General features: G+C 57.5%; 19 protein-coding genes, 1 tRNA gene and 1 pseudogene. 11 read left to right on the forward strand and 10 right to left on the reverse strand.

All coding sequences use genetic code 11. The annotated features are described in order from the left end of the window. Position 1 precedes the first annotated feature (1 nt). Positions 2 to 74 (forward strand) — tRNA-Gly (locus tag Poly51_RS03255). A 61-nt stretch (positions 75 to 135) separates the two neighbouring features. Then, positions 136 to 1,137 carry a ketoacyl-ACP synthase III gene (locus Poly51_RS03260; RefSeq protein WP_146454168.1) on the forward strand — a complete coding sequence of 334 codons (1,002 nt, stop codon included), beginning with the start codon at positions 136 to 138 and terminating at the stop codon, positions 1,135 to 1,137. A 27-nt stretch (positions 1,138 to 1,164) separates the two neighbouring features. Here Poly51_RS03260 and Poly51_RS03265 read toward each other — a convergent pair whose 3' ends face one another. Beyond that, positions 1,165 to 1,551, reverse strand: coding sequence for a translation initiation factor (locus Poly51_RS03265; RefSeq protein ID WP_146454170.1), 387 nt, complete (start codon positions 1,549 to 1,551; stop codon positions 1,165 to 1,167). Positions 1,552 to 1,928: 377 nt separating this feature from the next. Between Poly51_RS03265 and Poly51_RS03270 the strand changes: the two genes are divergently transcribed. Both Poly51_RS03270 and Poly51_RS30930 read left to right on the forward strand, forming a co-directional pair. Continuing rightward, positions 1,929 to 2,243, forward strand: coding sequence for a hypothetical protein (locus Poly51_RS03270; protein ID WP_146454173.1), 315 nt, complete (start codon positions 1,929 to 1,931; stop codon positions 2,241 to 2,243). 334 nt (positions 2,244 to 2,577) lie between these two features. Continuing rightward, on the forward strand, positions 2,578 to 2,901 hold the full coding sequence (locus Poly51_RS30930; protein WP_222435778.1) for a hypothetical protein: 324 nt from the start codon (positions 2,578 to 2,580) through the stop codon (positions 2,899 to 2,901). 378 nt (positions 2,902 to 3,279) lie between these two features. On the opposite strand, the pseudogene Poly51_RS03275 reads toward Poly51_RS30930, so the two are convergent. The 7 genes and pseudogenes from Poly51_RS03275 to panB form a co-directional block, all read right to left on the reverse strand. Continuing rightward, positions 3,280 to 3,531 (reverse strand): annotated as a pseudogene (locus Poly51_RS03275) (dockerin type I domain-containing protein); the annotation flags it as partial. 553 nt (positions 3,532 to 4,084) lie between these two features. Continuing rightward, a complete protein-coding gene (locus Poly51_RS03280; RefSeq protein WP_186775315.1) occupies positions 4,085 to 4,900 on the reverse strand; it encodes a PEP-CTERM sorting domain-containing protein in 816 nt (271 codons plus the stop codon). A gap of 1,110 nt (positions 4,901 to 6,010) precedes the next feature. After that, complete coding sequence (locus Poly51_RS03285; RefSeq protein ID WP_146454180.1) at positions 6,011 to 8,005, reverse strand: vWA domain-containing protein; 1,995 nt, start codon at positions 8,003 to 8,005, stop codon at positions 6,011 to 6,013. Continuing rightward, on the reverse strand, positions 8,002 to 8,895 hold the full coding sequence (locus tag Poly51_RS03290; protein WP_146454183.1) for a DUF58 domain-containing protein: 894 nt from the start codon (positions 8,893 to 8,895) through the stop codon (positions 8,002 to 8,004). Before Poly51_RS03290 ends, Poly51_RS03285 begins: the two co-directional genes overlap by 4 nt. Positions 8,896 to 8,953: 58 nt before the next feature. After that, positions 8,954 to 10,489, reverse strand: a complete 1,536-nt coding sequence (locus Poly51_RS03295; protein ID WP_246114229.1) for a sulfatase family protein — start codon at positions 10,487 to 10,489, stop codon at positions 8,954 to 8,956. A 46-nt stretch (positions 10,490 to 10,535) separates the two neighbouring features. Then, on the reverse strand, positions 10,536 to 11,021 hold the full coding sequence (locus tag Poly51_RS03300) for a hypothetical protein (RefSeq protein ID WP_146454186.1): 486 nt from the start codon (positions 11,019 to 11,021) through the stop codon (positions 10,536 to 10,538). Between the two features lie 15 nt (positions 11,022 to 11,036). Then, complete coding sequence (gene panB / locus Poly51_RS03305) at positions 11,037 to 11,861, reverse strand: 3-methyl-2-oxobutanoate hydroxymethyltransferase (protein ID WP_146454189.1); 825 nt, start codon at positions 11,859 to 11,861, stop codon at positions 11,037 to 11,039. A gap of 215 nt (positions 11,862 to 12,076) precedes the next feature. Here panB and Poly51_RS03310 point away from each other — a divergent pair, with 215 nt between their 5' ends. The 7 genes from Poly51_RS03310 to miaA all read left to right on the forward strand — a co-directional run bounded on the left by Poly51_RS03310 (position 12,077) and on the right by miaA (position 19,618). Further along, the gene (locus tag Poly51_RS03310; RefSeq protein ID WP_146454192.1) at positions 12,077 to 12,871 is read left to right on the forward strand and encodes a hypothetical protein; all 795 of its coding nucleotides are present in this window, start codon (positions 12,077 to 12,079) and stop codon (positions 12,869 to 12,871) included. Positions 12,872 to 12,881: 10 nt separating this feature from the next. Next, positions 12,882 to 14,567 (forward strand): formylmethanofuran dehydrogenase subunit A, encoded by a 1,686-nt coding sequence (locus Poly51_RS03315; protein ID WP_146454194.1) that lies wholly within the window; start codon positions 12,882 to 12,884, stop codon positions 14,565 to 14,567. Continuing rightward, positions 14,564 to 15,508, forward strand: a complete 945-nt coding sequence (gene fhcD / locus Poly51_RS03320) for a formylmethanofuran--tetrahydromethanopterin N-formyltransferase (protein ID WP_246114230.1) — start codon at positions 14,564 to 14,566, stop codon at positions 15,506 to 15,508. The genes Poly51_RS03315 and fhcD overlap by 4 nt, the downstream gene beginning before the upstream one ends. After that, the gene (locus tag Poly51_RS03325; RefSeq protein ID WP_146454196.1) at positions 15,505 to 16,230 is read left to right on the forward strand and encodes a GltB/FmdC/FwdC-like GXGXG domain-containing protein; all 726 of its coding nucleotides are present in this window, start codon (positions 15,505 to 15,507) and stop codon (positions 16,228 to 16,230) included. Before fhcD ends, Poly51_RS03325 begins: the two co-directional genes overlap by 4 nt. A 275-nt stretch (positions 16,231 to 16,505) precedes the next feature. Then, entirely contained in the window at positions 16,506 to 17,624 is a 1,119-nt protein-coding gene (locus Poly51_RS03330) for a TlpA disulfide reductase family protein (RefSeq protein WP_146454198.1), read from the forward strand. Between the two features lie 42 nt (positions 17,625 to 17,666). Continuing rightward, positions 17,667 to 18,569 (forward strand): metal ABC transporter permease, encoded by a 903-nt coding sequence (locus Poly51_RS03335; protein WP_146454200.1) that lies wholly within the window; start codon positions 17,667 to 17,669, stop codon positions 18,567 to 18,569. 65 nt (positions 18,570 to 18,634) lie between these two features. Then, positions 18,635 to 19,618: a tRNA (adenosine(37)-N6)-dimethylallyltransferase MiaA gene (miaA, locus tag Poly51_RS03340; protein WP_146454202.1), complete on the forward strand. Its 984-nt coding sequence runs from the start codon at positions 18,635 to 18,637 to the stop codon at positions 19,616 to 19,618. Here miaA and Poly51_RS03345 read toward each other — a convergent pair. Together Poly51_RS03345 and Poly51_RS03350 are read right to left on the reverse strand one after the other, a co-directional pair. Continuing rightward, entirely contained in the window at positions 19,615 to 21,054 is a 1,440-nt protein-coding gene (locus Poly51_RS03345) for a DUF1501 domain-containing protein (protein WP_146454205.1), read from the reverse strand. The genes miaA and Poly51_RS03345 overlap by 4 nt on opposite strands. A 7-nt stretch (positions 21,055 to 21,061) precedes the next feature. Then, on the reverse strand, positions 21,062 to 23,737 hold the full coding sequence (locus tag Poly51_RS03350) for a PSD1 and planctomycete cytochrome C domain-containing protein (protein WP_246114231.1): 2,676 nt from the start codon (positions 23,735 to 23,737) through the stop codon (positions 21,062 to 21,064). Positions 23,738 to 23,755 lie beyond the last annotated feature (18 nt).

A 23,755-nucleotide genomic window follows, 5' to 3' on the forward strand; every position in this document is an offset into this window, starting at 1 on the left:
TGCGGCTGTAGCTCAGTTGGCAGAGCATCACGTTGCCAACGTGATTGTCGTCGGTTCGAATCCGATCAGCCGCTTTTTCTCTTCTTTTCCCCCACCGGGCGGTGTTAGTCCCCAGGGATAGCCCAGGGATAGAACGTGCCGTACGCTCAAATCGGGAAGATCGCTGTTCATTTCCCACAGCGGATCGAAACCAACGCGATGCTGGCCGACCAGTACCCGCGATGGGACATCCCCCTGATCGAAGAGAAGACCGGAATCCGACAGCGGCACATCGCCCAGCCCGATGAAACGGCAAGCGACTTGGCCGTTGCCGCCGCAGAAAAGCTTTTCGCTTCGGGTGCGATCGACCGAAAAAATGTCGATTTTGTACTGCTGTGTACCCAGACTCCCGATTATCCACTGCCCACGACCAGTTGTTTGGTCCAAGACCGGCTGGGCCTGCCGACGCGATGTGGCGCCCTGGACTTCAATCTTGGTTGCAGCGGATTTGTTTACGGGCTGGCGATGGCCGATGGATTGATCCAGAGTCGGGCCGCAAAAAATATCCTACTTCTGACTGCCGAAACTTACAGCAAGTACATCGACGAAGATGACCGCAGCCTGCGAACGATCTTTGGCGATGCGGCGGCGGCAACGCTGATCACCGCCGGCGATCAAAGGTCGCTTTGGGGTTTCCAATTTGGCAGCGATGGCAGCGGCGGCGATATGTTGATGGTCGGCGACGGCGGAGCGAGGTCCGAAACCGGTGCGATCAAGCCACGGCACCGCAAGCGATGGAACAGTCGTCTGTATATGGACGGGCCGAGTTTGATCAATTTCACCGTTGACGCCATCCCGCGACTGGTCGACGAGATCCTAGCCGACAACGGGCTGACCGATGCGGACATTCACAAGTACCTGATGCACCAAGCGACTTGGAAAATGTTGGACCAATTGCGCAGTCGGATGAACGTCAGCGACACGCGATTACCGATCGATATGGCTGAAATCGGAAACACCGTATCATCGACGTTGCCGATTTTGATCGACCGCTTGCGATCACGAGGCGAGTTGGGCGAGGGCGAAACGAACATGCTTGTCGGTTTCGGCGTCGGTTTGTCTTGGGCCGGTTGTCTGTGGAAAGAAACGACAGCCTGATCGGCGCCAGTCGCACCGCCCGCGGATTCATTTCGCCGTCACGCGGAATCCCATCTCCGCCAGCGACTTGCGAACTTCGGCGGCGTGATCACCCTGCAGTTCCGCCAGGTCTTCTTTCGCTTTGACGGTCCCACCGCTGCCGCATGATGATTGCAGAGCCGCCAACAAAGCGGACAGGTCGTTCGCCTTAGCCGCCAACCCCGTGACCACCGTAACCTGCCGCCCGCCTTTTCGTTTCTCGACGCGAACGACCGCCGTCTGCTCGCCAGGCAGCAACCGATCTGCTTTCACCTGAGCAGCCGCAGCAGCGTCCGCCTTTTGCTTATCAGTACACTGGCAATCCGATTCCACTTTGCCACAGAGATCGCACTCGGGCGGAATATCAAAAGCGGTGCCAGCAAAAAGTCGAGTCATGGAAGGTCTTTAAAAAGTCACGGCCGTAAATGAGATGACAGTCATAAGTCTATCGAAAGCGACAACCCGCGTCCCTCAAGGCAAATCAGATCCGGGTAAGCCTATTTTCACACGCCCAACCTTTCCTCTCGTCTGCCGACTTCTCCGTGCTTGCTTGATGCCGCAACGAAATTGGCGATACAATCCGCGGTCTGGTCGCAGGTCAAAATTCGAGACGAGACCGTAAGCCACTTGCACCGATTCGAAACCGAAATAAGACGACCTGTCCCGCCTATTCGCAGGGCAGCCCAGCTAACGGGAAGTCGCCGGTATCGAGTTGCGGTCGTCACGAATGACATGAATTATCGATGATACAGCCCACGTCAGGACAAATACGCATGGCAGAAAAGCTCCCGGTTCAAATCGACAATGACATGGCGGCACTCGCTGGAATCAAGCTTGAGGCATGTGCCGCGTACTACAACGGCGACGATGAAATTCGCATCCTCGGCGAGGCGGTGACGGCGAATGGTAAATCGATTGAAGACTACCGCGAAATGCAAGCCGTCGCATACGATGCGGACGGAGACATCATAGGGAGAAGCTACACTAACTGGGGATCATTTCAAATACGCCAATCGTTTGAAATATACATTGATGAACTTCCTTGCGACCCAGTACGCGTTCGAGTGTTTCCATCCAAGAGTGATTGATTTGGAAGCGTCCAAGAAATTCTTCAATGTTGAAAGTTGGTCTCCCGAAGGGCAGAATTCAGCCTTTCGCAATCTTCAATTTTCGTCAGGTGCAACCGCCGGGGAGACCATCATGAACGAAGTTTCAGCAAAATCGAATGAACGCTAAAGGACCGTCCGTAAATAAGTTACCGTATTAGCGAAACGGCGCAAGCCGTCCGGTGCCGTAAAACCGGAGGGCTTGCGCCCTGCCGCTACAATTCGATCCGGTAACTTATTTTGGGACGGTCGCTAAATTGTATTTTTAATCGTCATCGTCGTGATTGGCATACCGATCGTCATCGTGACGTCGAAGTTGGTCGACTTCGCGTTCCGATTGTCGTCCGGCTCATTTTCACGTATTGAAAACAGGTCTCTTCGCTTCGTTTGCCGAGCTGGTTTTCTTGCTGTTGCGGTCGGTGTTTCAATTCCAGTTTCACTTTCACTCCAGCCGCTTTTGCCCGATTTCCGCGCTCAAGGGGACGGTGGTGTCGGGATGGCGCACAATGCACTTTCAAATGCTGCTCTGTTCGCTGCAGTTCCGTGCGGGCTGATGCTCGCTGCGGCCTTGATGCTGTCCCGAGCGGTGCCCGCAATCCCTGAAGCACCCAAGGATCCGTTCGAGGCTGACTCGACGTAGATCCCGTTGCAACGAAAAACCATGCCCTGCACCGGAAGCTCGGCGCTTGATGCTTGAGCGGTTGGAAATGCGACACCTGCTCGCTGCCGACATTGCGATTGATGCGAATAGTGCCGCGACGCAGAGCGAGTCATCCTTCACCGCAGCGGCTCAGGTCGGCGGCTCAGGTCGGCGGTGCAGGCGACGAGTTCGAGAGTGTCTTGTTCAATAACGCGTCGTTCAACGTCCTTGCCGTTCCCGAGCCAGGCAGGATCGCGTTCCTAGCAATCGTTGCGCTGGCGTTTACCCGACGCCGCTACCATGGCTGAACGTGTTCGGGAATCTGATTCTTCCGCGATGCGAGTCCATTGACGTTGATCGTCAAGGAATGCGTTCTCGCTAGAACAATGTTGCTACCGGATCGAACTGCGGCCGAAAATCGTCGTCTTCGCTACAAACTTCATCAATCAGCGGCAGCACCGTTCTCTCTTGCCGCATTCGATAGATCACCTGCAACGCATCCAGCGTTGATAGCCTTCCATCACCCGAAACGGCGAGCGCTGTCGATGACGGCGTGGCCGCGAAGCCAAGTGATTCTCGGGCAAGCACGTTGATGATGTTCAACGCATCCAGGCTCGTGACGTTGCCATCGAGGTTGACATCGAATCAGTTCCACGGAATCTGGAACGGGCGGTTCACTGCCGCAAGCCGAAAGCGTTGTCATGTATCCGACGACGGGCCCGGATCCATTGGGGCCAGGCAACAAGTCGGCGACCACGGTCGCCGGCGGCGAATCGCTTTCGCTCGCCCAAAGTTCTTGGCCGAACCGCAGATCCACATGAACGAATACATGTCTCGCGCCAAGATTAGCAAGCTCACCATCGGAGTTGCTGTATCCATGAGCCGAGGCAAGGTTGCGAGGCAACTTCAACGTCGGAACCCGCCAACAGATTCCGAGACTCGAGGGTCTCGAATGAAAAGGCTCGTCGCGACGCGCGGTACGTCGACTTAAATGAGAAGGCGGGGACGATCGCGAGCAGTTTTACGACTAAGGTAACTCCTCATCGTAATTCTCCGATGCAACCGTCCGCTCCCTGAAATGGCCCCGACCGCGAAGGAAATAGATGTACGATCGGTACTCTTCCTCGTCGCGAACATCTCGGACAAAAGTGCCCGAGTTACGACAGTTATTTTCCGCTCAATCCTAAGCTCGGCGACGACGGCGAACCACGTAGCCTAGGCCTGCGAGGCCAACCAATGCGATCGAGCTGGGTTCAGGAACAGCAACCACAGTGAGGTTGTCTAGCCAGAAACCAGAGTTTCCGCCTTGGTTGAAGTTGACGCTGCTGAACTCCAGTTGGCTGAGATCCGTTGCTGCCGAATTCTGGCCGAAAGTCAACGTTGAACCCGCAGTTCCGCCCGATAATCCATAGGTCACTAGTCCGTCGAGAACAGAAATGGTCAACGTTTCCAATCCTCCCGGCTTCGAAGTATTGTTAGTGCCGATCCAACCACCTCCAATGTTGTCGTAGACCAATGTCCCTGCGGGTGTACCCGCGGTGGACGCGGTGCGAAGGTAGGTTGTGTCACCTGCTTCGCGGGCATAGACGAAGCGAGTGCCATTACCGCTTCCAAAGCCAATCCAAGCTTCGAAAACTTCGTCCCCGCCCGAGCTCAAGCCACGAACATTCAACGCCTTAAAGGCTCCGCTGTTCTGTGTTCCAAAGGCACCCACATCAAAAGTCGTCACCGCGCCATATCCGTTGGTGATATTCGCCGGGGCGAAGTTTGCGTACAAACGATTCGTAGCCGCTGTTCCGCCGAATGATGTACCCGCAGATGCTTCGAACGCAGTGCCTAACGGGCCGTTAGCCGCGGGAATTGTATTCCGAGTATTTGCGTCATTGCCGGTCGTGAACGCGCGATCGACGCCAGCGCTGATAAAGCCGTATGTGGCTGGTGATCCTTCAATCGCAAACGTCCCAATGGAAGGACTGCCCAGATCTGCAGCTGCGTTCACCGCTCCAGCAACTCCGCCGTCGAAATCGTGAGAAAAAATCACGTCAGCGGAGCAAATACTGGGCGAGTAGCAGAGTCCAATGCCGAGGAAGGCCAACATTAACTTCTTCATAAAAAATGACTCACTTGTGAATAGGTGAAGCAGGACAGCGTGTGGGGAACCAAAATGTTATTCGACGGATAATATAGTCCCACGCGAGGGTGCATGGGGCGAGGTTTGTTCGGATTTTCGTGATTTCGCAAGGTTTTTCGGCGACGTCGTGGGTTACATCTGCCTTGTGACCCCATTTTGGATGGGGTGCATTTGTGCACGGTTGCGAGAAATTAGGGAATCGGTGTGGTATTCTTAGATCGCACGCATTGACTCCTGCTAGCACCCACATCACGAATGGGAACTTGGCAAGCCTGCGAGGGTGCCGGTTGGGGGGCTGGGTTTGGAACCTCTATGATTCCTTTTTCGCCCCACTGATGAATGCAGACTTTTTCGTATTGCGAGTAGCAGTGACGTGGATCGAATAACTTTGCAGTTCGATCTCTAAGTGCGGAGCTAAAGGGTGTACTCCTGTTTCGTCGGCTGCTTTGCAGCTTACATCCCGCGAGCGGAGTCGCGGGTCCACGTAGGGTTGCCCGTTTTGGATCACCCTTCGTGGCCCTGCGACTCCGTTCGCAGGGTGTACTCCTGTTTTGTCGGCTGCTTCGCAGCTGACATCCCGCGAGCGGAGTCGCGGGTCCACGTAGGGTAGCCCGTTTTGGATCACCCTTCGTGGCCCTGCGACTCCGCTCGCAGGGTGTACTCCTAGTTTCGTCGGCTGCTTTGCAGCTGACATCCCGCGAGCGGAGTCGCGGGTCCACGTAGGGTTGCCCGTCTTGGATCACCCTTCGTGGCCCTGCGACTCCGTTCGCAGGGTGTACTCCTCGTTTCGAAAGCTGCTTTGCAGCTTACGTCCCGCGAGCGGAGTCGCGGGTCCACGCAGGGTTGCCCGTTTTTGGATCACCCTTCGTGGCCCTGCGACTCCGTTCGCAGGGTGTACTCCTTGTTTCGTTTGCTGCTTTGCAGCTCACCCACCCGCGAGCGGAGTCGTGGGGCCACATCGGGTTGCCTGAAAAATTTTTATCCGACTCGGCGGCTGAAGACCCACCATTCGGCCGCCAGCAGGCCTAGCACTCCCATCAATGCCCATCGCCAGTACTCGCGGCGTTGTTCGATGCCGCCGGTTGCTGCTTCGACGGCTTCATAACCCAATTCGACGCTAGGGGCGACCTTCAAGTCGCTTTCGCCTCGGTCGAACAGATTGATTGCGAACGAATCGGCCAGCCGATCGCCGTCTTCGATGCGATAGTTGCCCGGCACATCGACGCCGACGATTTCGATGACTCCATTGGGGCCGGGCGTTAAATCTCGCGTCGTCGTGTCACCGACGCGGCGCAGTTTCGGATCGGCGATGGCACTCTCTAATCGTACTCGCACGGTTTCACCCGGGCGCAGCGACGGCGATCCGGTTGCTTCGGCGGCGCCGGCCAGGTATCGCAGTACGTTCAGCACGAACACTGGCCATGATCGTTCGGCGTACCAGTTCGTGTTGGTTTGAGTCAGGCCGTCGGCGTCGGTCGAAATGATCTCGAACCCCAGCACCATGTCTTGGAAACCGTCACGCGGCGCGATCACCAACATCGCTCCCGCATCGGCGGCAACCAACTCGGTCGCGCCCGCCGGCCCAACGACGCTGCGACCTTCGAAGATCAGTAACGAGAACAGTTCCAGAAACCGCATCATCGGATGCGTGCGATCGATGTCGATCAACGAGACCGTCGAGGGTTCCGACCCCCAATTCCAATCGTCCGTTGTCTCGTCGTCATCGGCGGGCGGCAATGACCCGATGAAGAACGTGTTGGTCAGCGGCATTTCCTTCGGCTGGCAGCGGTCGAAAATCACCAAATCGTCCGTGCCCGCGTCCGCTCGATTCACCCACGCGTCGGACCCCAAGTAAGACGGCAGCACAAATTCAGCTTCGCAAATCTTGGCCGCTTTCTCTGTCGCCAAGCCCAGTTCCAGCGGCGTGTTCCCGGGTGTGACGACCAGCACGCGGACATTCCGTAGCGGCGATAGGCCCGCATAGGCGACGTTGTCGACCGCAAGATCGTCTTTGATATCCAGAGACAGGCGTAAAGCAACGCCTTCGTCGTTGTCGATCACGAACGATAGTCCGGTTTGTTCGCCTGGATCGAGTGAAACCGTTGCCGCGTCCAGGAATTCAGTGTCCATCGCCAACGTCGCTACCGTCTCGATCGGTTCGCTTCCCAAATTCACGACCGTTGCAAAGGCTTGCACCTGAGAAGGCTGTTCGATGTTACGTTCCGCCGAAAACGCCGTGATCGCGACGTTCTTGTGGCTTTTGCCGCCAATCGCGATGTATTGGGGAACCAAGTTGCCGAGACTGAATTCGGTGACCGGTTGAAAGCTGCCGTCGGAAAAGATCAGCAAATCGGCCGGCATGGCATCCGCGACTTGGACGTCGTTGATGTTGCCGACTTCGCTGCTGCGTCGCGGATTGGCCAGTCCGTCGGCGGCCTTCAGTGCACCAAGAATATCGGTCGGATTGTTCGTGACTTCCACGCGCTGCAGTGCTTCACGCAATCGCCGCCGATCCGACGTGAACGACTGGACCGTGTCGGGGCGATCGCTGAACGTGACCAGCATTGCAGTTTCAGTATCCGACATGCCTTCGATCCGACCCAGGATCATCTCTTTCGCCGATTCAAACCGTGTTTTTCCGTTGGGCGCATCGGTCGACTGCATACTGGCAGATGTGTCCAGCAAGTAAACAGACCGCCCCTGGGACGACGCTTCGCCGCGGATTCCCGGACGAAACAACGCGATCCCCGCCAGCGCGACGGCCAACAATTGCAGGAATAAAAGCAGGCTGCGCCGCAGCCGTTGCAGCAGACTGTTGACGTGCAAATCCTCAATCGTGCGTGACCAAAGATAGGTGCTGGGTACTTCGACCGGTTCACGGCGCAGCTTCAAGAAACACAGCAGCACGATGCCGACGGGGACCGATGCGAACAGGGCCCACTGCCATGGGGCCAGTGAAGAAATCCAGCTCATCGTACGACTCCCCGTTCTCGCAAGTATCGGGTCACGATGGTTTCCACGGGAACATCGGTTCGTACTGGGATGTAGACGATGCTGCGGCGACTGCAAAATTGTTTCGCGCCGCCGATGAACGACTTCACCGTTTCTTTGTATTTGTCGATCACGTACTGGTTGATCGTGATCTCGGCCGCGTCGCCGTCTTCGATGTCGATCAGCTTTCGGTCACCCCGCAGCGGCGGATCGATTTCTTCGGGCGACAAAATGTGCATCACAAACACGTCCATGCGCCGCCCGATCAACATCCGCAGTGCCGATTCATAGCCCGCCTTGTCCATCAAGTCCGTCAATAACACACAGATGCCGGTTCCGCCCGCGCGAAGCGAAAAATCTTTGACACCGTCGTGCAGTGAGACGTTGTGCCCCGGTTCGATCGACTCGAGATAGTTCAGCATCTTCCAGAGGCTTGCCCGTCCCCGCAGCACCGGTGCCCGGCGGCCTTCGGGACCGAGCGCCGAAACGCTAATGCGGTCGGCGCGACACATTCCGACGTAACCCAGCGCGGCGGCTAATTGCTTGGCAACGTACAACTTTGTCGGGTCGCCGAAGTTCATCGAGTCGCTGGCATCGATCAACGCGAAGAAGTGCAGGTCTTCTTCTTCCAAGAATAGTTTCAAGAACAGTTGGTCCAACCGCGCGTACAAGTTCCAGTCGATCAAACGCAAATCGTCACCGGGGACATAGTTGCGGAAGTCCGCGAACTCGACGCTTTGGCCTTTGCGTTTGCTGCGCCGTTCGCCCTTCATTCGCCCGCGGAAGACTTTTCGCGAAACCAATTCCATGCGTTCAAGCCGCCCGAGCAATTCGGGGCTCAGCAACGTTGAGGGGGTCGCCAGTTTCGCCATGGTTGTCGTCGTGCGTTCGGGGTTGGACGTTGAGGACTGGACACTTGAGCATGGCCGGTTACTGCCACCGCAGTGGCAAACGTTCGTCGTCGGGAAGCAATTCGCCGGCCGGTCGAATTCCACTGCCTTCGCGGTTTGTCAATTTGTCACCCAGGTCGTCACGGGCAACTTCGGCCGCGGCTTGCAATTTCGCCACTTCATCGGGAAAAGCATCCATCACGTTGGTCGTTTCGGCGACGTCATTGTCCAAGTCGTAAAGTGCAAGCGTTGCGTTCTTTTGTTTGTAGGCGACGGGCAGTCCCTGCATGCCGCCGGGGTGTCCGTTGAGGGTGCGGTAGTTGTGCGGAAAAACCAACTTGAATCGCTCGTTGCGAACCATTTGCAGTTGGCCGCCGCCGTAATATCCGTAGAACGCAGCGTGCGGCGAAACGGCGTCGTTCTCGCCGAACATCAGCGGCGAAATGTCGTGGCCGTCGATCTTGTGGTCCGGCAAATCGGCATCGATCAGCTTGGCAACCGTTGGCAAGATGTCGATCGTGCTGCACAGCTTGTCACACGTCGTGCCGGCCGGGATCTTGCCCTTCCACCACATGATGGTGGGTTCCCGATAACCTCCTTCGAACATTGTGCCTTTGCCCTCACGCAGCGGCGTCGCCTTGCCTGAGTCGGTTCCGTACGACAACCAAGGTCCGTTGTCGCTGGTGAAGATGACCAGCGTGTTTCGTTCGACGCCGATGTCTTCGATCGCGCCAAGAACTTGGCCGACGGACCAATCCACTTCCATCACGACATCACCGAATAGTCCCACACCACTTTTGCCACGGAACTTTTCCGATGCGTACAGCGGAACATGAACCATCGGATGCGGCAGATACAAAAAGAAAGGCTGGTCGGCGTGATCTTTGATGAAGTCGACCGCCCGCTCGGTGAACTCGCGAGTCATCTGTTCCTGGTCGGCCGGTTGCAGATCATCGTTGACGATCTTGACGCCCGCTTCGGTCGTGGCGCGAATCATCGGCAGTGCCGGCCAATCCGGTTTTGCATTGGGATTGTTTTGCCGCTTGGCGATCGATGCGGGGTGACGCGGCCACATATCGTTGCTGTAGGGGATCCCATAGAACTGGTCAAAGCCATGACGTGTGGGCATGAATTTCGGTTCGTGGCCGAGATGCCACTTGCCGAAGATGGCTGTCGCGTAGCCCTTGGATTTGCACAGTTCCGCCAGCGTCGTTTCGTTCTCGGAAATGCCGATCTTCGACTTCGGTCCCAGCGCGCCGCTGATTCCGATTCGCTTGTGGTAACAGCCCGTCATCAGTGCTGATCGCGACGCCGAACACACGGCCGACGAAACCACGAAGTCCGTGAACTTACAGCCTTCGTCCGCCATTCGATTCAGATTCGGCGTCTGATACCCCTTGGCCCCGAACGGATTGATGTCGGCGTACCCCATATCGTCGATGAAAATCACGACGACGTTGGGCGGGGGTGACTGTGCAGTTGGAGACTGTGCAGCTGGAGACTGTGCAACGGTCGACTGATTTTGGAAAACGGTCAACACTGTCAAAGCAGTCAGCATCCACTGGAAACGTTGCATCGATGTCTCAAAAGGAAGGATGAAAAGTCGGTGAGCCCGCCGACGTCTATTCCACGAACTCGAATTTGCTGACGCCACGTGCACCGCTGGGCAGTTGACCGGTCACGACGACGTCCTCCACATCGTACTTTACTGGGTTGAAGCGTTGGCTGCTGCGTTTGTCCGTAAAGATACTCTGCGGCATCGTCAGCGTTTCGCCGACTTTTAACGGAGCGCCCTGGATCATCAGATACTGGCCGTTGATATCGATCGTCAGTTTCGGGATCTCGTGATCGGATGCGTTCTTGACGATCACAACCTCGGTGACCATCGCACCGTTGCCGCTGGTCGTTACGACCGGTTCGTTGCCAAGGGTGACCTCAACGGGCAGCGGCGGGCCGCCGACGCTGGACGGAAACAGCGAATAAACCGCCAAGCCGGCAACGACCATCGAGGTCAGACTTGCGATCAGGCCGGTTCGCGTCAGCCGCATTGTCGGCGCGATTTTGGGCTCGGAAATGACTTCGTTCGCATCGGGAACAGACGGACTCATTCAGGAAATCGTTGGCTAGAAGGATTCTTTGTCGGCGGGAAATTCGCCACGTCGGATCGAGTCGGCGTACGTCGCCGCGGCATCGCGAATGACGGACCGAACGTTGGCGGTCTGTCGCACAAACTTCGGCAGGTATCCGGAATGGAAACCGATCAAATCGTGCGTCACCAACACTTGGCCTGTCGTATTCTTCCCGGCGCCGATGCCGATGGTGGGGACGGACACCGCGTCGGTGATGGCTTTGCCGATGTCGGACGGCACACATTCGATCAGTACCGCGAATGCGCCCGCGTCTTCGGCAGCTTTGGCGTCGGCGATCAATTGTTGTTCATTCCGCTGGACTCGGTAACCGCCATCGACATGCACGTTTTGTGGACGCAGCCCGACGTGTGCCATGACGGGGATGCCGGCGGTCACGATCGCGTCGATGCGTTTGGCTGCTTCGGCGCCGCCTTCCAGTTTGATGGCGTGGCACTGGGTCTCTTTCAGGACACGAGCACTGGCGGCGATGCTGCGCCGGATCGACAACTGGCCTTCGGGAAACGGCAAATCGACGACCACCATCGCTCGCTTGGCCGCCCGCCCGACCATTTCGGCGTGGTACAGCATTTGGTCCATCGTGACGGGCAAGGTCGTCGAATGGCCCTGAACGACCATGGCTAGCGAATCGCCCACCAACAGCACGTCGATGCCGGCTTCGTCCAGCACTTGAGCCATCGGGAAATCGTAGGCCGTCAGCATCGAAATCGATTCGCCATCGCGACGCATTTTGGCCAAAGTGCGGATCGTTACCCGCGATGGAGGCGTTGACGATGTGTCGGGCGTGTTCGGTCGAGACATCGAAGATCTTTGTGAGGATGGGGCGGCGGTCAATAATGACTCATCTTACCGGACAACGGTTGGTTTCAAACGGGGCCAGCATGCAGCGATCGTGTCATCGGGAGGGCGACAATGGGTGCCGATCGACGTACAATGGCGATTCGGACAAGAGCCCGATCGTCGACCGACTGGACGTAAAAACTACGGGCGAAACGCCCTCAACGAGGTTCCCAATGATGTCACGTTTCTTCCATCGATTCGTTGTCGCTGCCGTTGCGGCGATGGTGATCGCCAACTTGTCCAGTAGCGGCGCGGTCGCCCAAGACGGGGTTGCCGATGTCGGTTCGAATATGGTCACCGAGTTCAAGGGCAAGCTGAAGTCGTTTCAGCGTGGCGTGGTCATCGTCGTCCGTGATGATGACACCGAAGTGATGGTACAGCCCCCGGATTCGCCCGATGCGCTCGTGTTTGTCGCCGAAGCTAAACCGGCGTTCCTGCAACGCGGCATGATGGTCCGATTCCGCGGCGAATTTACTCAAGCCGGCGAAGCGACCAAGCCGATCACCAAAATCGAATTGTTCCAACCAGTCAACGGGAACCTGTCGGGACACGCTCGTGAAAGCTTCATCCCGGGTATCTATGGCGATCGCCGAGGTCGCAATGAACCGGCGCCGCCGGTTGCCGAAGTCAACGTGGTCGGCGGTTTGCTTGGGATGGATGGGACGGGAATCATGGTTCAAGCCGGTAAAGTCCCCGTGCGTGCTCCCGTTGCACCCGACGCGAAGTTGGAAGTCCGATTCAATAATTTGTCGCTAGCCCAAGAAGGCGACATTGTCAGCGTTTCGGGTTTCTATCAACCACCCGACGAAACCAAAGTCAAAGCCGAACGGATCGTGATCACGACCGATCGCGTCTATGGCGAGCCGACGGACATCAAGCCCGTTCGGAAAACTCGCCGTACGACGACCCGGCGAACGGATGCGGAAGCTGCCGCTGATAACGCGGACGTTACCGAAGCGGCGGCTGAGTAAGACGCCTGCAATGCGAACAAGAATCCGATTCGGCCGTTTGATTGATCCGGCTACGGGAATCGACGGAGTTGCCGATCTGTTGATCGACGGTGATCGCATCGTCGAGATCGATCGTGCGCCCGATCCAATTTCGATTCCAAATTCGAAACACTGCGATGAACGAATCATCGATGCATCGGGATGCGTTGTGATGGCGGGCGCGATCGACCTGCATACTCACATCGGTGGCGGCAAGGTTTCGATCGCGCGGATGTTGCTGTCCGACGAAATTGCTTCTCACGCCGCTGCAGCCAATTCGCTCGCAGCCGAATGCGAGTACCTGCCCGCGGCGGACGTGACGGCCCGGCGTTACCTAGACATGGGTTACACGACGTGCTTCGAGCCGGCCGTGATCCCCTGTAACGCCCGTTCGGCGCACGCGGAAATGGCGGACGTCGTGGGCGTCGACACTGGCGGCTACTGCTTGCTCGGTAACGACGACGTGTTGTTGTCGATGATCGCCGATGGTTTGCCGCAACCGCTGATCAATGACTACGTCGCCTGGATGGTGGCGGCGACTCAGTCGATCGCGGTCAAAGTCGTCAACCCGGGCGGAATCAACGCGTTCAAGTTCAACGTGCGGACTTTCGACGTCGATTCGCGTCACCCCAAGTACGACATCACTCCGGGCGACGTGATTCGGACGCTTTGCCGCGCCGTTCACGAGATCGGTTTGGCGCACCCGCTTCATGTTCACTGCAGCAACTTGGGTGTGCCGGGCAATATCGAATCGACGCTCGCAACAATCCGCGCCGCCGACGGATTGCCGATCCATTTGACGCACGCGCAATTTCATTGCTACGCAGCCGATGGTCCTTACAAAATGTCGTCGGCCGCGGCCCAGTTGGTCGAAGCCATGCAAACGCATCCCAACGTCACCATCGACGTCGGCCAAGTCATGTTCGGCCAAACGGTCACGATCAGTGCCGATTCGATGCACCAACACGAGAATTTTCGGTTCGCCGATCCGAAGAAGTCAGTCCTCGTCGATGTCGAATGCGAAGCCGGTTGTGGCGTCGTTCCGTTCCGATACCGTCGTCGACAATTTGTCCATTCGCTGCAGTGGGCCATCGGATTGGAACTGTTTTTGATGATTGAGGATCCGTCACGCGTTTTCCTGACCACGGATCACCCCAACGGTGCACCATTATCGACGTACCCGCACTTGATCGCTCTGTTGTCGGATCGAAGCCTACGCGAGACGGCGCTGGCCGAAATCAACGCTGATGCAGCCGCGTCGAGTGAATTGAAGGGAATCACGCGGGAATACAGCTTGCCCGATATTGCAACGATGACCCGTTCGGCGCCGGCTGCGATCTTGGGGCTCTCCGACCGCGGAAATTTATCAGTGGGCTCGATCGCCGACGTCGTCGTCTATCAGCAAGACAAGAACATCGAACGGATGTTTTCAACGCCAAAGTTTGTCATTCGCAGTGGCCAGATCGTTCGAGGTGCTGGTGCAGCAGCCTCGTCAACGCGCTCGACGACGTTGAAGGCCAATCTGGATTGCCAACGCGACGATGCGGACGTATTCGCCGATCGCTATCACGCGACTTCAACGATGGATATGCGGCGACTGTGGATCAGTGATGACGAAATGGAAAACGTGATCGGATCGTCGCCGGTGACGACTTTGACGAAAGCTCGTATCCAATGAGCGAAACAACGATGCTAGTCAACGGAATTCCGATCGAATCGGAATTCGCCGAAGCGTTCGACATGAAGGCGACACGCGTCATCATCACCGGACATGACCGGCAATGGGCCCTGGACGGGGCGACCGCGATGACGGGATTCGGGACCAGCGTGATTGCGTGCGGCATTGAAACCGCGATTGAACGAGAGTTGTCGCCTGACGAGACTCCCGACGGTCGCCCGGGATTCGCAATCTTGGCATTCGCCGTTTCGGGTGCCGAAATGGAAAAACAGATTCCCCGCCGAGCCGGCCAATGCGTTTTGACGTGTCCCACGTCCGCCATCTATGCCGGCATCTTGGGTGACAAGTCGTTGCACCCGAAACGGATCCCGTTGGGCAAGATGATTCGTTACTTTGGTGACGGCCACCAGATCAGCAAAGTCACACCCGCCGCTGGGTACGCGAAGGGGCGAAGGTTTTGGCGAGTCCCCGTGATGGACGGCGAGTTCGTGTGTGAACACGATGTCGGACGCGTCGACGGAATCGGTGGCGGAAACTTTTTGCTGCTCGGTGATTCGGTCGAGGGTGTTTCGATTGCCTGTCGCGCGGCCGTCGCGGCGATGTCTGGTTTGCCCGACGTCATCACTCCGTTTCCCGGCGGCGCGGCACGAAGCGGTTCCAAGGTCGGATCGAAATATCCTGCCCTGTTTGCTTCGACGAATGATGCGTTTTGCCCGACGCTTCGAACGGCGACGGACTCGCTGCTTCGCGACGGCGAAACGGCGGCGTTGGAAATCGTAATCGACGGTTTGTCGTTTGACGCGATCGCGAACTCGATGAAGGTCGGCATCACGGCGGCCTGTGAAGCGGCCGCAGACAAAGGACTGTTGCGAGTCACGGCCGGCAACTACGGCGGCAAACTGGGCAAGCATCATTTTCACTTAGCCAAGGTGATGCAATGACCGTTTGGACGATGACGCGAAAGAGGAATTCGCCGACTTCGGCGGTGGATTTTTCACACATCCACATGGATTTGCTGGCGGGACGATCGATTGATTCGATTCGATCTTTGCCGTTGGGCGACGGCGCGATTGACGACCACTTCGAAGTGTCATTGGACGATCGCGACTCGAATACAAAGCGGATCGTTTTGCGTGGTGACTTCACAGACTTTCACCATATCGGCGCGCATTTGTCGGCCGGCGAGATTTGGGTGGATGGCAACGCAGGTGACCATTTGGGCGCTGCGGCGGACGGGAAACGCGTGGGGATGTTGGGGGGACGGATCACGGTCACCGGGAATGCAGGCGACCACCTCGGCCATCGAATGCGTCGCGGCGAGATCTGGGTCGCGGGGGACGTGGGGCGTTTCGCGGCGGCGAGCATGATTGCCGGAACGATCGTGGTGGCGGGACGCCTGTCCACCGATGCGGCCATTGGGATGCGACGGGGCAGCCTGTTGGTCAACGAAATGCCGACGTTGGCGGACGGACGTTTTACCGCAGCGCTCGAAAGGGAATACTTGATCGCCTCGCTAATCGACTCGCCACAGGCATCGCCAAACAACGCAGCCCCCCAAGCCGATTTTGGTTCGATGTGGGACCGTTTTCGGCACAAACGCGTCTTGGTGCGTCGAGGCGATCGCGCGGTCCAAGGACAAGGTGAAATAGTTTCGCCCCTATGAACTTGGTTTCCCTGGTCCCCAGCGGGTGGTTCGATCTTCCCGTTGGACACAAACGCCCAACGGACATTCAACGATAGAGTCGGAATTCACTTCCAAAGGGACATATCCAAGGCAACTTTGCGCAGATCTATCTGGGCGAGAATGCTACTATCCGCGTAAACTACCCCTTGTCGAGGCGACTGAGTCTGCTTTCAACGCCCATTTCAATGTGACGCTCAGCATCTTTCACAGTGCGGCTTCACACCTTCCACACGACATGAGTCAACTTCCTCACTATGAAAAATCGAACGCTCCTTTCTGCAATGTTGGTCGCTGCCGTTTCTTGGACTGCGATTTCATCGAACAACGCTGACGCGAAAGATCTGGGGATTGGCTCGAAGGCGCCCGCAATCGATGTCGAGCATTGGTTGGAAGTCGGCAAGAAAGAAGCCGCCAAGGTGACGACGTTCGATGAAGGCAAAATCTACGTCATCGAGTTTTGGGCCACCTGGTGCGGCCCGTGTATCGGCAGCATGCCGCACTTGGCCGAATTGCAAAACGAATACCGCGACCAGGGCGTTCGCATCGTCAGCATCTCGGATGAAACCATTGACGAAGTCAAAGATCTACTCGGCAAAGAACATCCCGATTCTGGAAAGACTTTCGCTGAAGTCACGTCGGCTTATTCGTTGACCACAGACCCAGATCGATCGGTCTATGAAGACTACATGGAAGCGTCCGATCAACAAGGCATTCCAACCGCGTTCATCGTCGGCAAGACTGGTTTGATCGAGTGGATCGGACACCCCGGAAACATGGACGAACCACTCGAAGCCGTGGTCAAGGATTCATGGGACCGCGAAGCGTTCAAGCTAGAGCTGAAGGCACAAGAAGAGCTGCAAGAAAACATGGTGAAGGTTGACGAACTTGCTAGCGAAGGAAAGTTCGACGAAGCGATCAAGTTTACCGAAACGCAAATCGAATCGGCGGCCAATGAGATGATGAAAGATCATTGGGGTTCTATTCGCCACAGCTTGAAGTTGTCGTCGGACAAGTTGGATGATGAAACACTTGCGTTCTATCGCGAGCAGATTGGTGAAATGAAAGGTGACCTCGGCGGTCTGATCCGATTCTCTTATGCGATCATTGGCGTCGCCCAAGACGGTCGAAATATCGGACCCTTGGCTAGTGAAGCCGTGAAGGCGCTCGAGGGCGAATCGAAAGATGTCGCCAAGGAAGCACAAGCGACTTACCTCAGCACGATCGCGATGCTGCATATGGCGGACGGCAAGGGCGATGCAGCGATCGCCACGATGGAAAAAGCAGTGGAGGCCGCCGACGTTCGTCAAAAGCGACGGTTGACGCCAATGCTAGAAGAGTTCAAGAAAATCAAAGCCGACGAAGAATCCAAGTAGCTTCGGCAATCTATCGCCAACGTCCGCATCGCCGCGTCACGCATGTCACTTTTCGATACCGTCTTTGCCTACAACACTCTCGTCGTACTGGCGGGAACGATGTTGCTTGGTGTCGCCGCGGGGATCACGGGAACGTTCCTGTTGCTTCGCGGACGTGCGCTTGCCGGTGATGTGATCGGGCACGCCGCGTTGCCCGGTGTGGCGATCGCGTTCTTGGTGTATTCGATGGTCGCGCCCGGCGCGGGCAAGAGTCTGCCCGTGATGTTGTTGGGCGGCGCGATCAGCAGCGGACTGGGAATGCTCTCGGTACTTTGGCTGCGCCGTGTCGCACGCTTGCCCGAAGACGCGGTGCTTGCGATCGTGCTGAGCACGTTCTTTGGCGCGGGTGTCGTTATCATGCCCATCGTCCAAGCGTCGCCGACGGGCAGCCAAGCCGGGTTGCCCGGATTCATTTTCGGACAAGCCGCGTCGATCCGCCAAGCCGACGTGATGCTGCTTGGTTCCATCGCGATCGTGACCATCGTGACGGCCATGATGCTGTTGAAAGAATGGACGTTGATGTGTTTCGACGAAGGGCTGGCTACCGTTCTTGGATATCCCGTTCGTTTGTTGGACCTGTTATTGATGTCGCTGGTGGTCGCCGTTTGCGTCGCCGGCATGCAATCGGTGGGTCTGCTGCTGATCGTTGCGCTACTGATCATTCCGGCAAGTGCGGCGCGGTACTGGTCGGATTCGATCCGCCCCAACATTTGGATCTCGGCCGCAATCGGGGCGATCTCGGCTGGGCTGGGATCGCTGGCCAGTGCGATTGTGCCAAAGTTGAGTACCGGGGCGATCATCGTCGTCGTCGCGGCAGCAATGTTGGCGTTCAGTGTTGTCGTTGGTCGCCGGCACGGATGGCTGGTCACGCGGTGGTCGGGTCGACAGGACTTGCCAAGCATCTAAAATTGTCGAACGCGTCGGTCGAACGAAGGTGACGACGTTTGTATTTTGGATGAAGCCCCATCGACATGCCCGCACACTGTTTCGAATCGCTCGCCGCCCAAGCCATCGTGTTGGCGGGCCCGACGGCGTCTGGAAAAAGTGCACTTGGTATCGAACTGGCTCGGCTGGTCAACGGCGAAATACTGTCTCTTGATTCGATTGCTGTTTACCGCGGCATGGATATCGGCACGGCGAAACCAACGGCGGCGGAACAGAGTGCGGTGCCGCATCATTTGATCGACTTGGTCGAGCCGACCGAGGAGTTCAGCGTCGTTCGATATTTGCGGGCCGCGCATGCGGCAGTCGCGGATGTCCGCAGTCGCGGTCGAACTCCGATCTTTGTCGGCGGGACGCCGATGTTCTTGAAGGGGGTTCTTCGTGGCTTCGATCCGGGACCGCCTGCGGACTGGGAATTTCGTGAAGCGGTCGAAGCCGACTTGCAAGCTCATGGCGTCGATGCGCTACGCGACCGTTTGCAGCAAGTCGATCCATTGGCGGCCCACCGAATCGGCAAGAACGACGCACGAAGAATGATCCGTGCGCTTGAGGTGGCACGGTCGACTGGACAACCGATCAGCCATCGGCAAATCCAATTCGACCGCCCCATCGCAGCATCCAAGTGCCGAGTGGTCGCGCTCGGATGGCCGCGGAAGATGCTACACGAGCGCATTGCCGCCCGTGTCGAAGCGATGTTCTGTGGCGGGCTGGTCGCCGAGGTGCAAGGACTGCTCGACCGACACGACGAACTTTCCCGGACCGCGGCGCAGGCCGTAGGGTACCGTGAAGTCATCGACCATTTGAAGCGAGGCACTCGCATCGAAGAAACGATCACCTATGTGGCAACGCACACGCGTCAATTGGCAAAGCGTCAAGAATCATGGTACCGATCGTTCAGTGAAATTCGCCGAATCGAGGTCGACGAATCCTTCGACGTCGTCGGCGTTGCGAATCGAATCGTGGATCAGTTTGCAGAACAATCCGACCAAGCAAACCGTCGCAAATCGAGCTAAGCCAAGACTTCGTCCACGACACGGCCGTGGACGTCGGTCAATCGAAAATCGCGGCCGGCGTAGGGATACGTCAATCGTTTGTGGTCGTAGCCCATCAATCGCAGCACCGTCGCGTGCAGGTCGTGAACATGGACGCGATTCTCGACCGCCTTGAATCCAAGTTCGTCGGTCGCGCCGACCGCTTGGCCTCCTTTGACGCCACCACCGGCAAGCCAGCATGTGAACCCATAGTGGTTGTGATCGCGACCGTTCATTTTGCCTTGGTTGGATCCCTCTTTGGGCATCTCGACGACCGGAGTCCGCCCGAATTCGCCACCCCACATCACCAACGTCTCGTCCAGAATCCCGATGCGTTTCAAATCGGTCAGCAACGCGCCGATTGCCCGGTCGACCGTTTCGGCATTCTTGCGATGACGGACTTCAAGGTCGTCGTGGTCGTCCCACGGTTGGCCGGCGCCGGTGTAGAGTTGTACGAACCGAACGCCGCGTTCCACCAATCGGCGGGCGATCAATGCTTGCCTTGCAAACGCGCCTCCGCCGTACAACAAACGCGTCTGGGCGGTTTCTCGCGATACGTCAAACGCATCGGCGGCTTCGCTTTGCATTCGATAGGCCAGCTCGAATGATTCAATGCGCGACTCCAACTTGGCGTCGGCACCGCGGTGCGCCGCGTGAGCCCGGTTCAAGCGGGCCAACAGATCCAATTGTTCGCGTTGATCGTGCGGCGCGACGCCACGACTTTGGATGTGATCGATCAACTGCTCGACGCGTTCGCCCGCGGTATCGACGTAGGTCGCTTGGTACTTCCCCGGCAGAAAACCGTTCTGCCAATTCTGGGATTCTTTGATCGGATAACCGCCCGGGCACATTGCAACGAACGCCGGCAAGTTCTCGTTCTCGCTTCCCAAACCGTACGTCAGCCACGACCCCATACTGGGACGCACCAATCTTGATTCGCCCGTGTTCATCAACATCAGTGACGGTTCGTGATTGGGTACGTCGGCATGCATGCTGCGAATGACGCAGATATCGTCCATGTGCTGTGCCGTGTGCGAGAACAACTCGCTGACCGGCAACCCGCACTCGCCATAGTTTTGAAACTTGTACGGCGAAGCCAGCACCGCGCCCGTCGGACGTTCGGTCTTCAAGTTTTCCATCGGAGCCGATTTACCATTCAATCTGGCTAGCTCCGGCTTCGGATCGAATGTGTCCACTTGGCTGGGGCCGCCATTCATGAACAAGTGGATGACGTGCTTGGCTTTGGTGGGATAGTGAATGGGCACTGCCCCGATGGCCAAGGTCGACGCAGAATCCGCGGCCGATGCTTCGCGACCGACCAAATCGAAAAGTGCCAACGAACCGAAACCCACACCGCAATCGCGCAGCATCTCGCGACGTGTTGTTGGCTGCGGAAAAAGGGATTCACTTGGATGCATAATCGGGTCAATCCACAAACGCGAATTCGTTGCTCATCATCAACACATGAGCCAACTGGGCCCATCGGTTGAGCGGCTGATCGCCGGTTACCGATTGCGGCCCCATGAAGTCTCGTGCCGTGTTGGTTTCCAGGATCTCTCCACTAACGCCGCTCAATTGAACCGTCATTCGCAAAAAGAACGAATCCGACGTATCGCTCGGGCCAGGGCTGACCGCCAAATCGATCGTCTGACCCGCTTTGACGCGCCCGGTGATCGGTCCCACCGGACGTTGGTTCCCCTTTTCGGTCGCGAAGAACTTGCGTTTTCCGCCGATCCAGATCCCGACCTGGATTCCGTCGCCATTGTCGTTGTCGCGATGACCGACTTGTCCGCGAACCTTCACAATCGCATCCACAGGCGACGTCAACCGCCTTACCACGGCCAGGTCCGACGGTCGCGGCGAATGGCCGTTTTCGCGATCCAAAAAAGCGTACCCGCTTGGCGATGTATCTGGGAACGTCGGTGAAGTTTGCCAACGGTCACCGGTGAAATGGGTGAACGGCTGAAACTCGGTGACGGATTGATCGCCATCGACACGTGCGACGCCGTAGCTCCACATCGATCGCGGATCCATCGAAGGTCCCAACGGTGATGCGGGTGTCTTCAGAAACTCGATCGCCATCGTCGTTTCGTAATCCGACGGAGACCTACGCAGCACGCGTCGAAACAACGATTCGATTCGTTCGTTCATGGATGCGTTGTCGATTCCGACATTCGCCGCAGATGCAGTTTGGCGCGCCAAGTCCAGCACTTGCGGGCTGTTCATCAGAAACAGGGCTTGTTGGGGGACGGTCGTGAAGTAACGCTGCGGCGAATGGGTATCGGGGCTGGCGAAGTCAAACGTCCGAAACAACGCCGGCAAGTTTTGTCGATCGATCATCGCGTAGATCGTTCGACGGGGAGTGGGCGTCGGCAACGTGATCTCAAGCGGCGGGCCGCCGAGGCGTGCGTCCAACGATCCGGCAACGTATAGCAGCGAGTCCCGCAGTGACTCGAAATCGAGTCGCCGTCGGTTGCCTCTCGCGAGCCAGCGATTGTCGGGATCGGCGGCGATGGTCGGGGCATCGGTTGCCGATGATTGACGATAGATCCGCGTGGACACGATGCGGCGAACGGTTCGCTTGATGCTGAAGTGCTCGACGAAATCGGAGGCAAGCTCGTCCAGTACTTCGGGGACAGCGGGTCGTTGCGTTCGAAAGCCAAAGTCGCTTGGCGAATCCACCAGCGGCTTGCCGATCAAATGTCCCCACAATCGGTTGACCATCACACGAGCGGTCAACGGGTTATCGCGTGCAACGATTCGCTGGGCCAATTCCCATCGACCACTGCCATCGGTGAAACGCGGCTCGTTTGGTTTCTGCAATGAGGTCAGGAACTGGCGAGGTGCCAGCGGCCCGTTGTTTCCGGCTTGACCGCGAATCAGAACCGGTTGGTCCCCAACTTTCGCTTTGTCGGTCATCATCAACGGGCTAGCACCATCGTCGGGTTGCCGGCTGCTGGCCAAGACACCGAACAGCGAATAGTAGTCGGTCGTCGGAATCGGGTCGAATTTGTGATCGTGGCAACGAGCGCACGTGACGGTCAAACCGAGCAGCCCGCGAGTGATCACGTCGATGCGGTCATCGGTGACGTCGAGGCCGTTGATGAATTTTCGACCGAGCGTCAAGAATCCCATCGCATCAAGGTTCCCATCGGCGTTGTTGGGATCCGTTCGGTCGCCGGCCAATTGGTGTTCTATCATGCGATCGTAAGGCATATCGCTTGCCACTGCGGCGATCACCCAATCGCGATAGCGCTCGCTGCCTTTGATGCGGCGTTCTTTACCGCCAAAGTCGTATCCGACGGTATCGGCATAGCGAGCCACATCCAACCATAGCCGCCCCAATCGCTCGGCGAACGCGGGACTGGCCAACAGTTCGTCGACCAAACGCATGTATCGATCGGGCCGCTCGGATTGTTGGTATTCGGTGATCTGCTGGGCGGTGGGTGGCAACCCCGTCAGATCAAAATGCAAACGCCGAACCAAGTCACTATCGTCGGCTTGCCGGATCACATCGACGCCTGCGGACTTAGCCGATCGCCTGGCCCACGCATCGAGGACATCGCGATCACTCGAAGCTCCATCGATAGCTCCGCGAGGTGCATCGGGATGCACCGGAGCGACAAACGCCCAGTGGGTTTTCGGATCACGATCCATCGGCGACGTCGCAGCTACGGTCGACGTTGCCTGGCGAGGATCAGCGGCTCCGCTTGCGATCCAATGCCGCAGTATTTCGATGGCGTCGTCGCTAAGCTTGCCCGCGGGCGGCATTTGCATTTCGGGATTGTCGTACGCCACGACCTTGATCAGCAAACTGTTCTCCGCATCGCCGGGCACCAACGCAGCACCGTGAAGGCCGCCGATTCGCATTCCGACCGCCGAATCAATCAAGAACTGCCCCGCCGATTCACCCGTTTCGGCGCTGTGGCATTCGTAACAGTGATCGACCAGTAAGGGACGAACCTTGGACTCAAAGAAATCGACACCGTCGTCCGCGACGACTCGCGGACCGACGAAAGCGACGATCAGCATCGAAACGATCTGCAGGGACGCCCATGATGGTGAAGGGCGAATAGCGACGCAATGAGAACGAACAGGCATGAACAGCGGCTTGAAACG

It is taken from the genome of Rubripirellula tenax, assembly GCF_007860125.1.
Classification (GTDB): Bacteria; Planctomycetota; Planctomycetia; order Pirellulales; family Pirellulaceae; genus Rubripirellula; species Rubripirellula tenax.

What these genes read in the sequence shown, in the direction of transcription:
- Poly51_RS03330 (WP_146454198.1), top strand. Translation starts at nt 16,506, where the DNA reads ATGAAAAATCGAACGCTCCTTTCTGCAATGTTGGTCGCTGCCGTTTCT.
- Poly51_RS03345 (WP_146454205.1), bottom strand. Translation starts at nt 21,054, where the DNA reads ATGCATCCAAGTGAATCCCTTTTTCCGCAGCCAACAACACGTCGCGAG.
- Poly51_RS03310 (WP_146454192.1), top strand. Translation starts at nt 12,077, where the DNA reads ATGTCACGTTTCTTCCATCGATTCGTTGTCGCTGCCGTTGCGGCGATG.
- Poly51_RS03350 (WP_246114231.1), bottom strand. Translation starts at nt 23,737, where the DNA reads ATGCCTGTTCGTTCTCATTGCGTCGCTATTCGCCCTTCACCATCATGG.
- Poly51_RS03290 (WP_146454183.1), bottom strand. Translation starts at nt 8,895, where the DNA reads ATGGCGAAACTGGCGACCCCCTCAACGTTGCTGAGCCCCGAATTGCTC.
- Poly51_RS03285 (WP_146454180.1), bottom strand. Translation starts at nt 8,005, where the DNA reads ATGAGCTGGATTTCTTCACTGGCCCCATGGCAGTGGGCCCTGTTCGCA.
- Poly51_RS03325 (WP_146454196.1), top strand. Translation starts at nt 15,505, where the DNA reads ATGACCGTTTGGACGATGACGCGAAAGAGGAATTCGCCGACTTCGGCG.
- Poly51_RS03270 (WP_146454173.1), top strand. Translation starts at nt 1,929, where the DNA reads ATGGCAGAAAAGCTCCCGGTTCAAATCGACAATGACATGGCGGCACTC.
- Poly51_RS03335 (WP_146454200.1), top strand. Translation starts at nt 17,667, where the DNA reads ATGTCACTTTTCGATACCGTCTTTGCCTACAACACTCTCGTCGTACTG.
- Poly51_RS03315 (WP_146454194.1), top strand. Translation starts at nt 12,882, where the DNA reads ATGCGAACAAGAATCCGATTCGGCCGTTTGATTGATCCGGCTACGGGA.
- Poly51_RS03295 (WP_246114229.1), bottom strand. Translation starts at nt 10,489, where the DNA reads ATGCAACGTTTCCAGTGGATGCTGACTGCTTTGACAGTGTTGACCGTT.
- miaA (WP_146454202.1), top strand. Translation starts at nt 18,635, where the DNA reads ATGCCCGCACACTGTTTCGAATCGCTCGCCGCCCAAGCCATCGTGTTG.
- fhcD (WP_246114230.1), top strand. Translation starts at nt 14,564, where the DNA reads ATGAGCGAAACAACGATGCTAGTCAACGGAATTCCGATCGAATCGGAA.
- Poly51_RS03300 (WP_146454186.1), bottom strand. Translation starts at nt 11,021, where the DNA reads ATGAGTCCGTCTGTTCCCGATGCGAACGAAGTCATTTCCGAGCCCAAA.
- Poly51_RS03265 (WP_146454170.1), bottom strand. Translation starts at nt 1,551, where the DNA reads ATGACTCGACTTTTTGCTGGCACCGCTTTTGATATTCCGCCCGAGTGC.
- panB (WP_146454189.1), bottom strand. Translation starts at nt 11,861, where the DNA reads ATGTCTCGACCGAACACGCCCGACACATCGTCAACGCCTCCATCGCGG.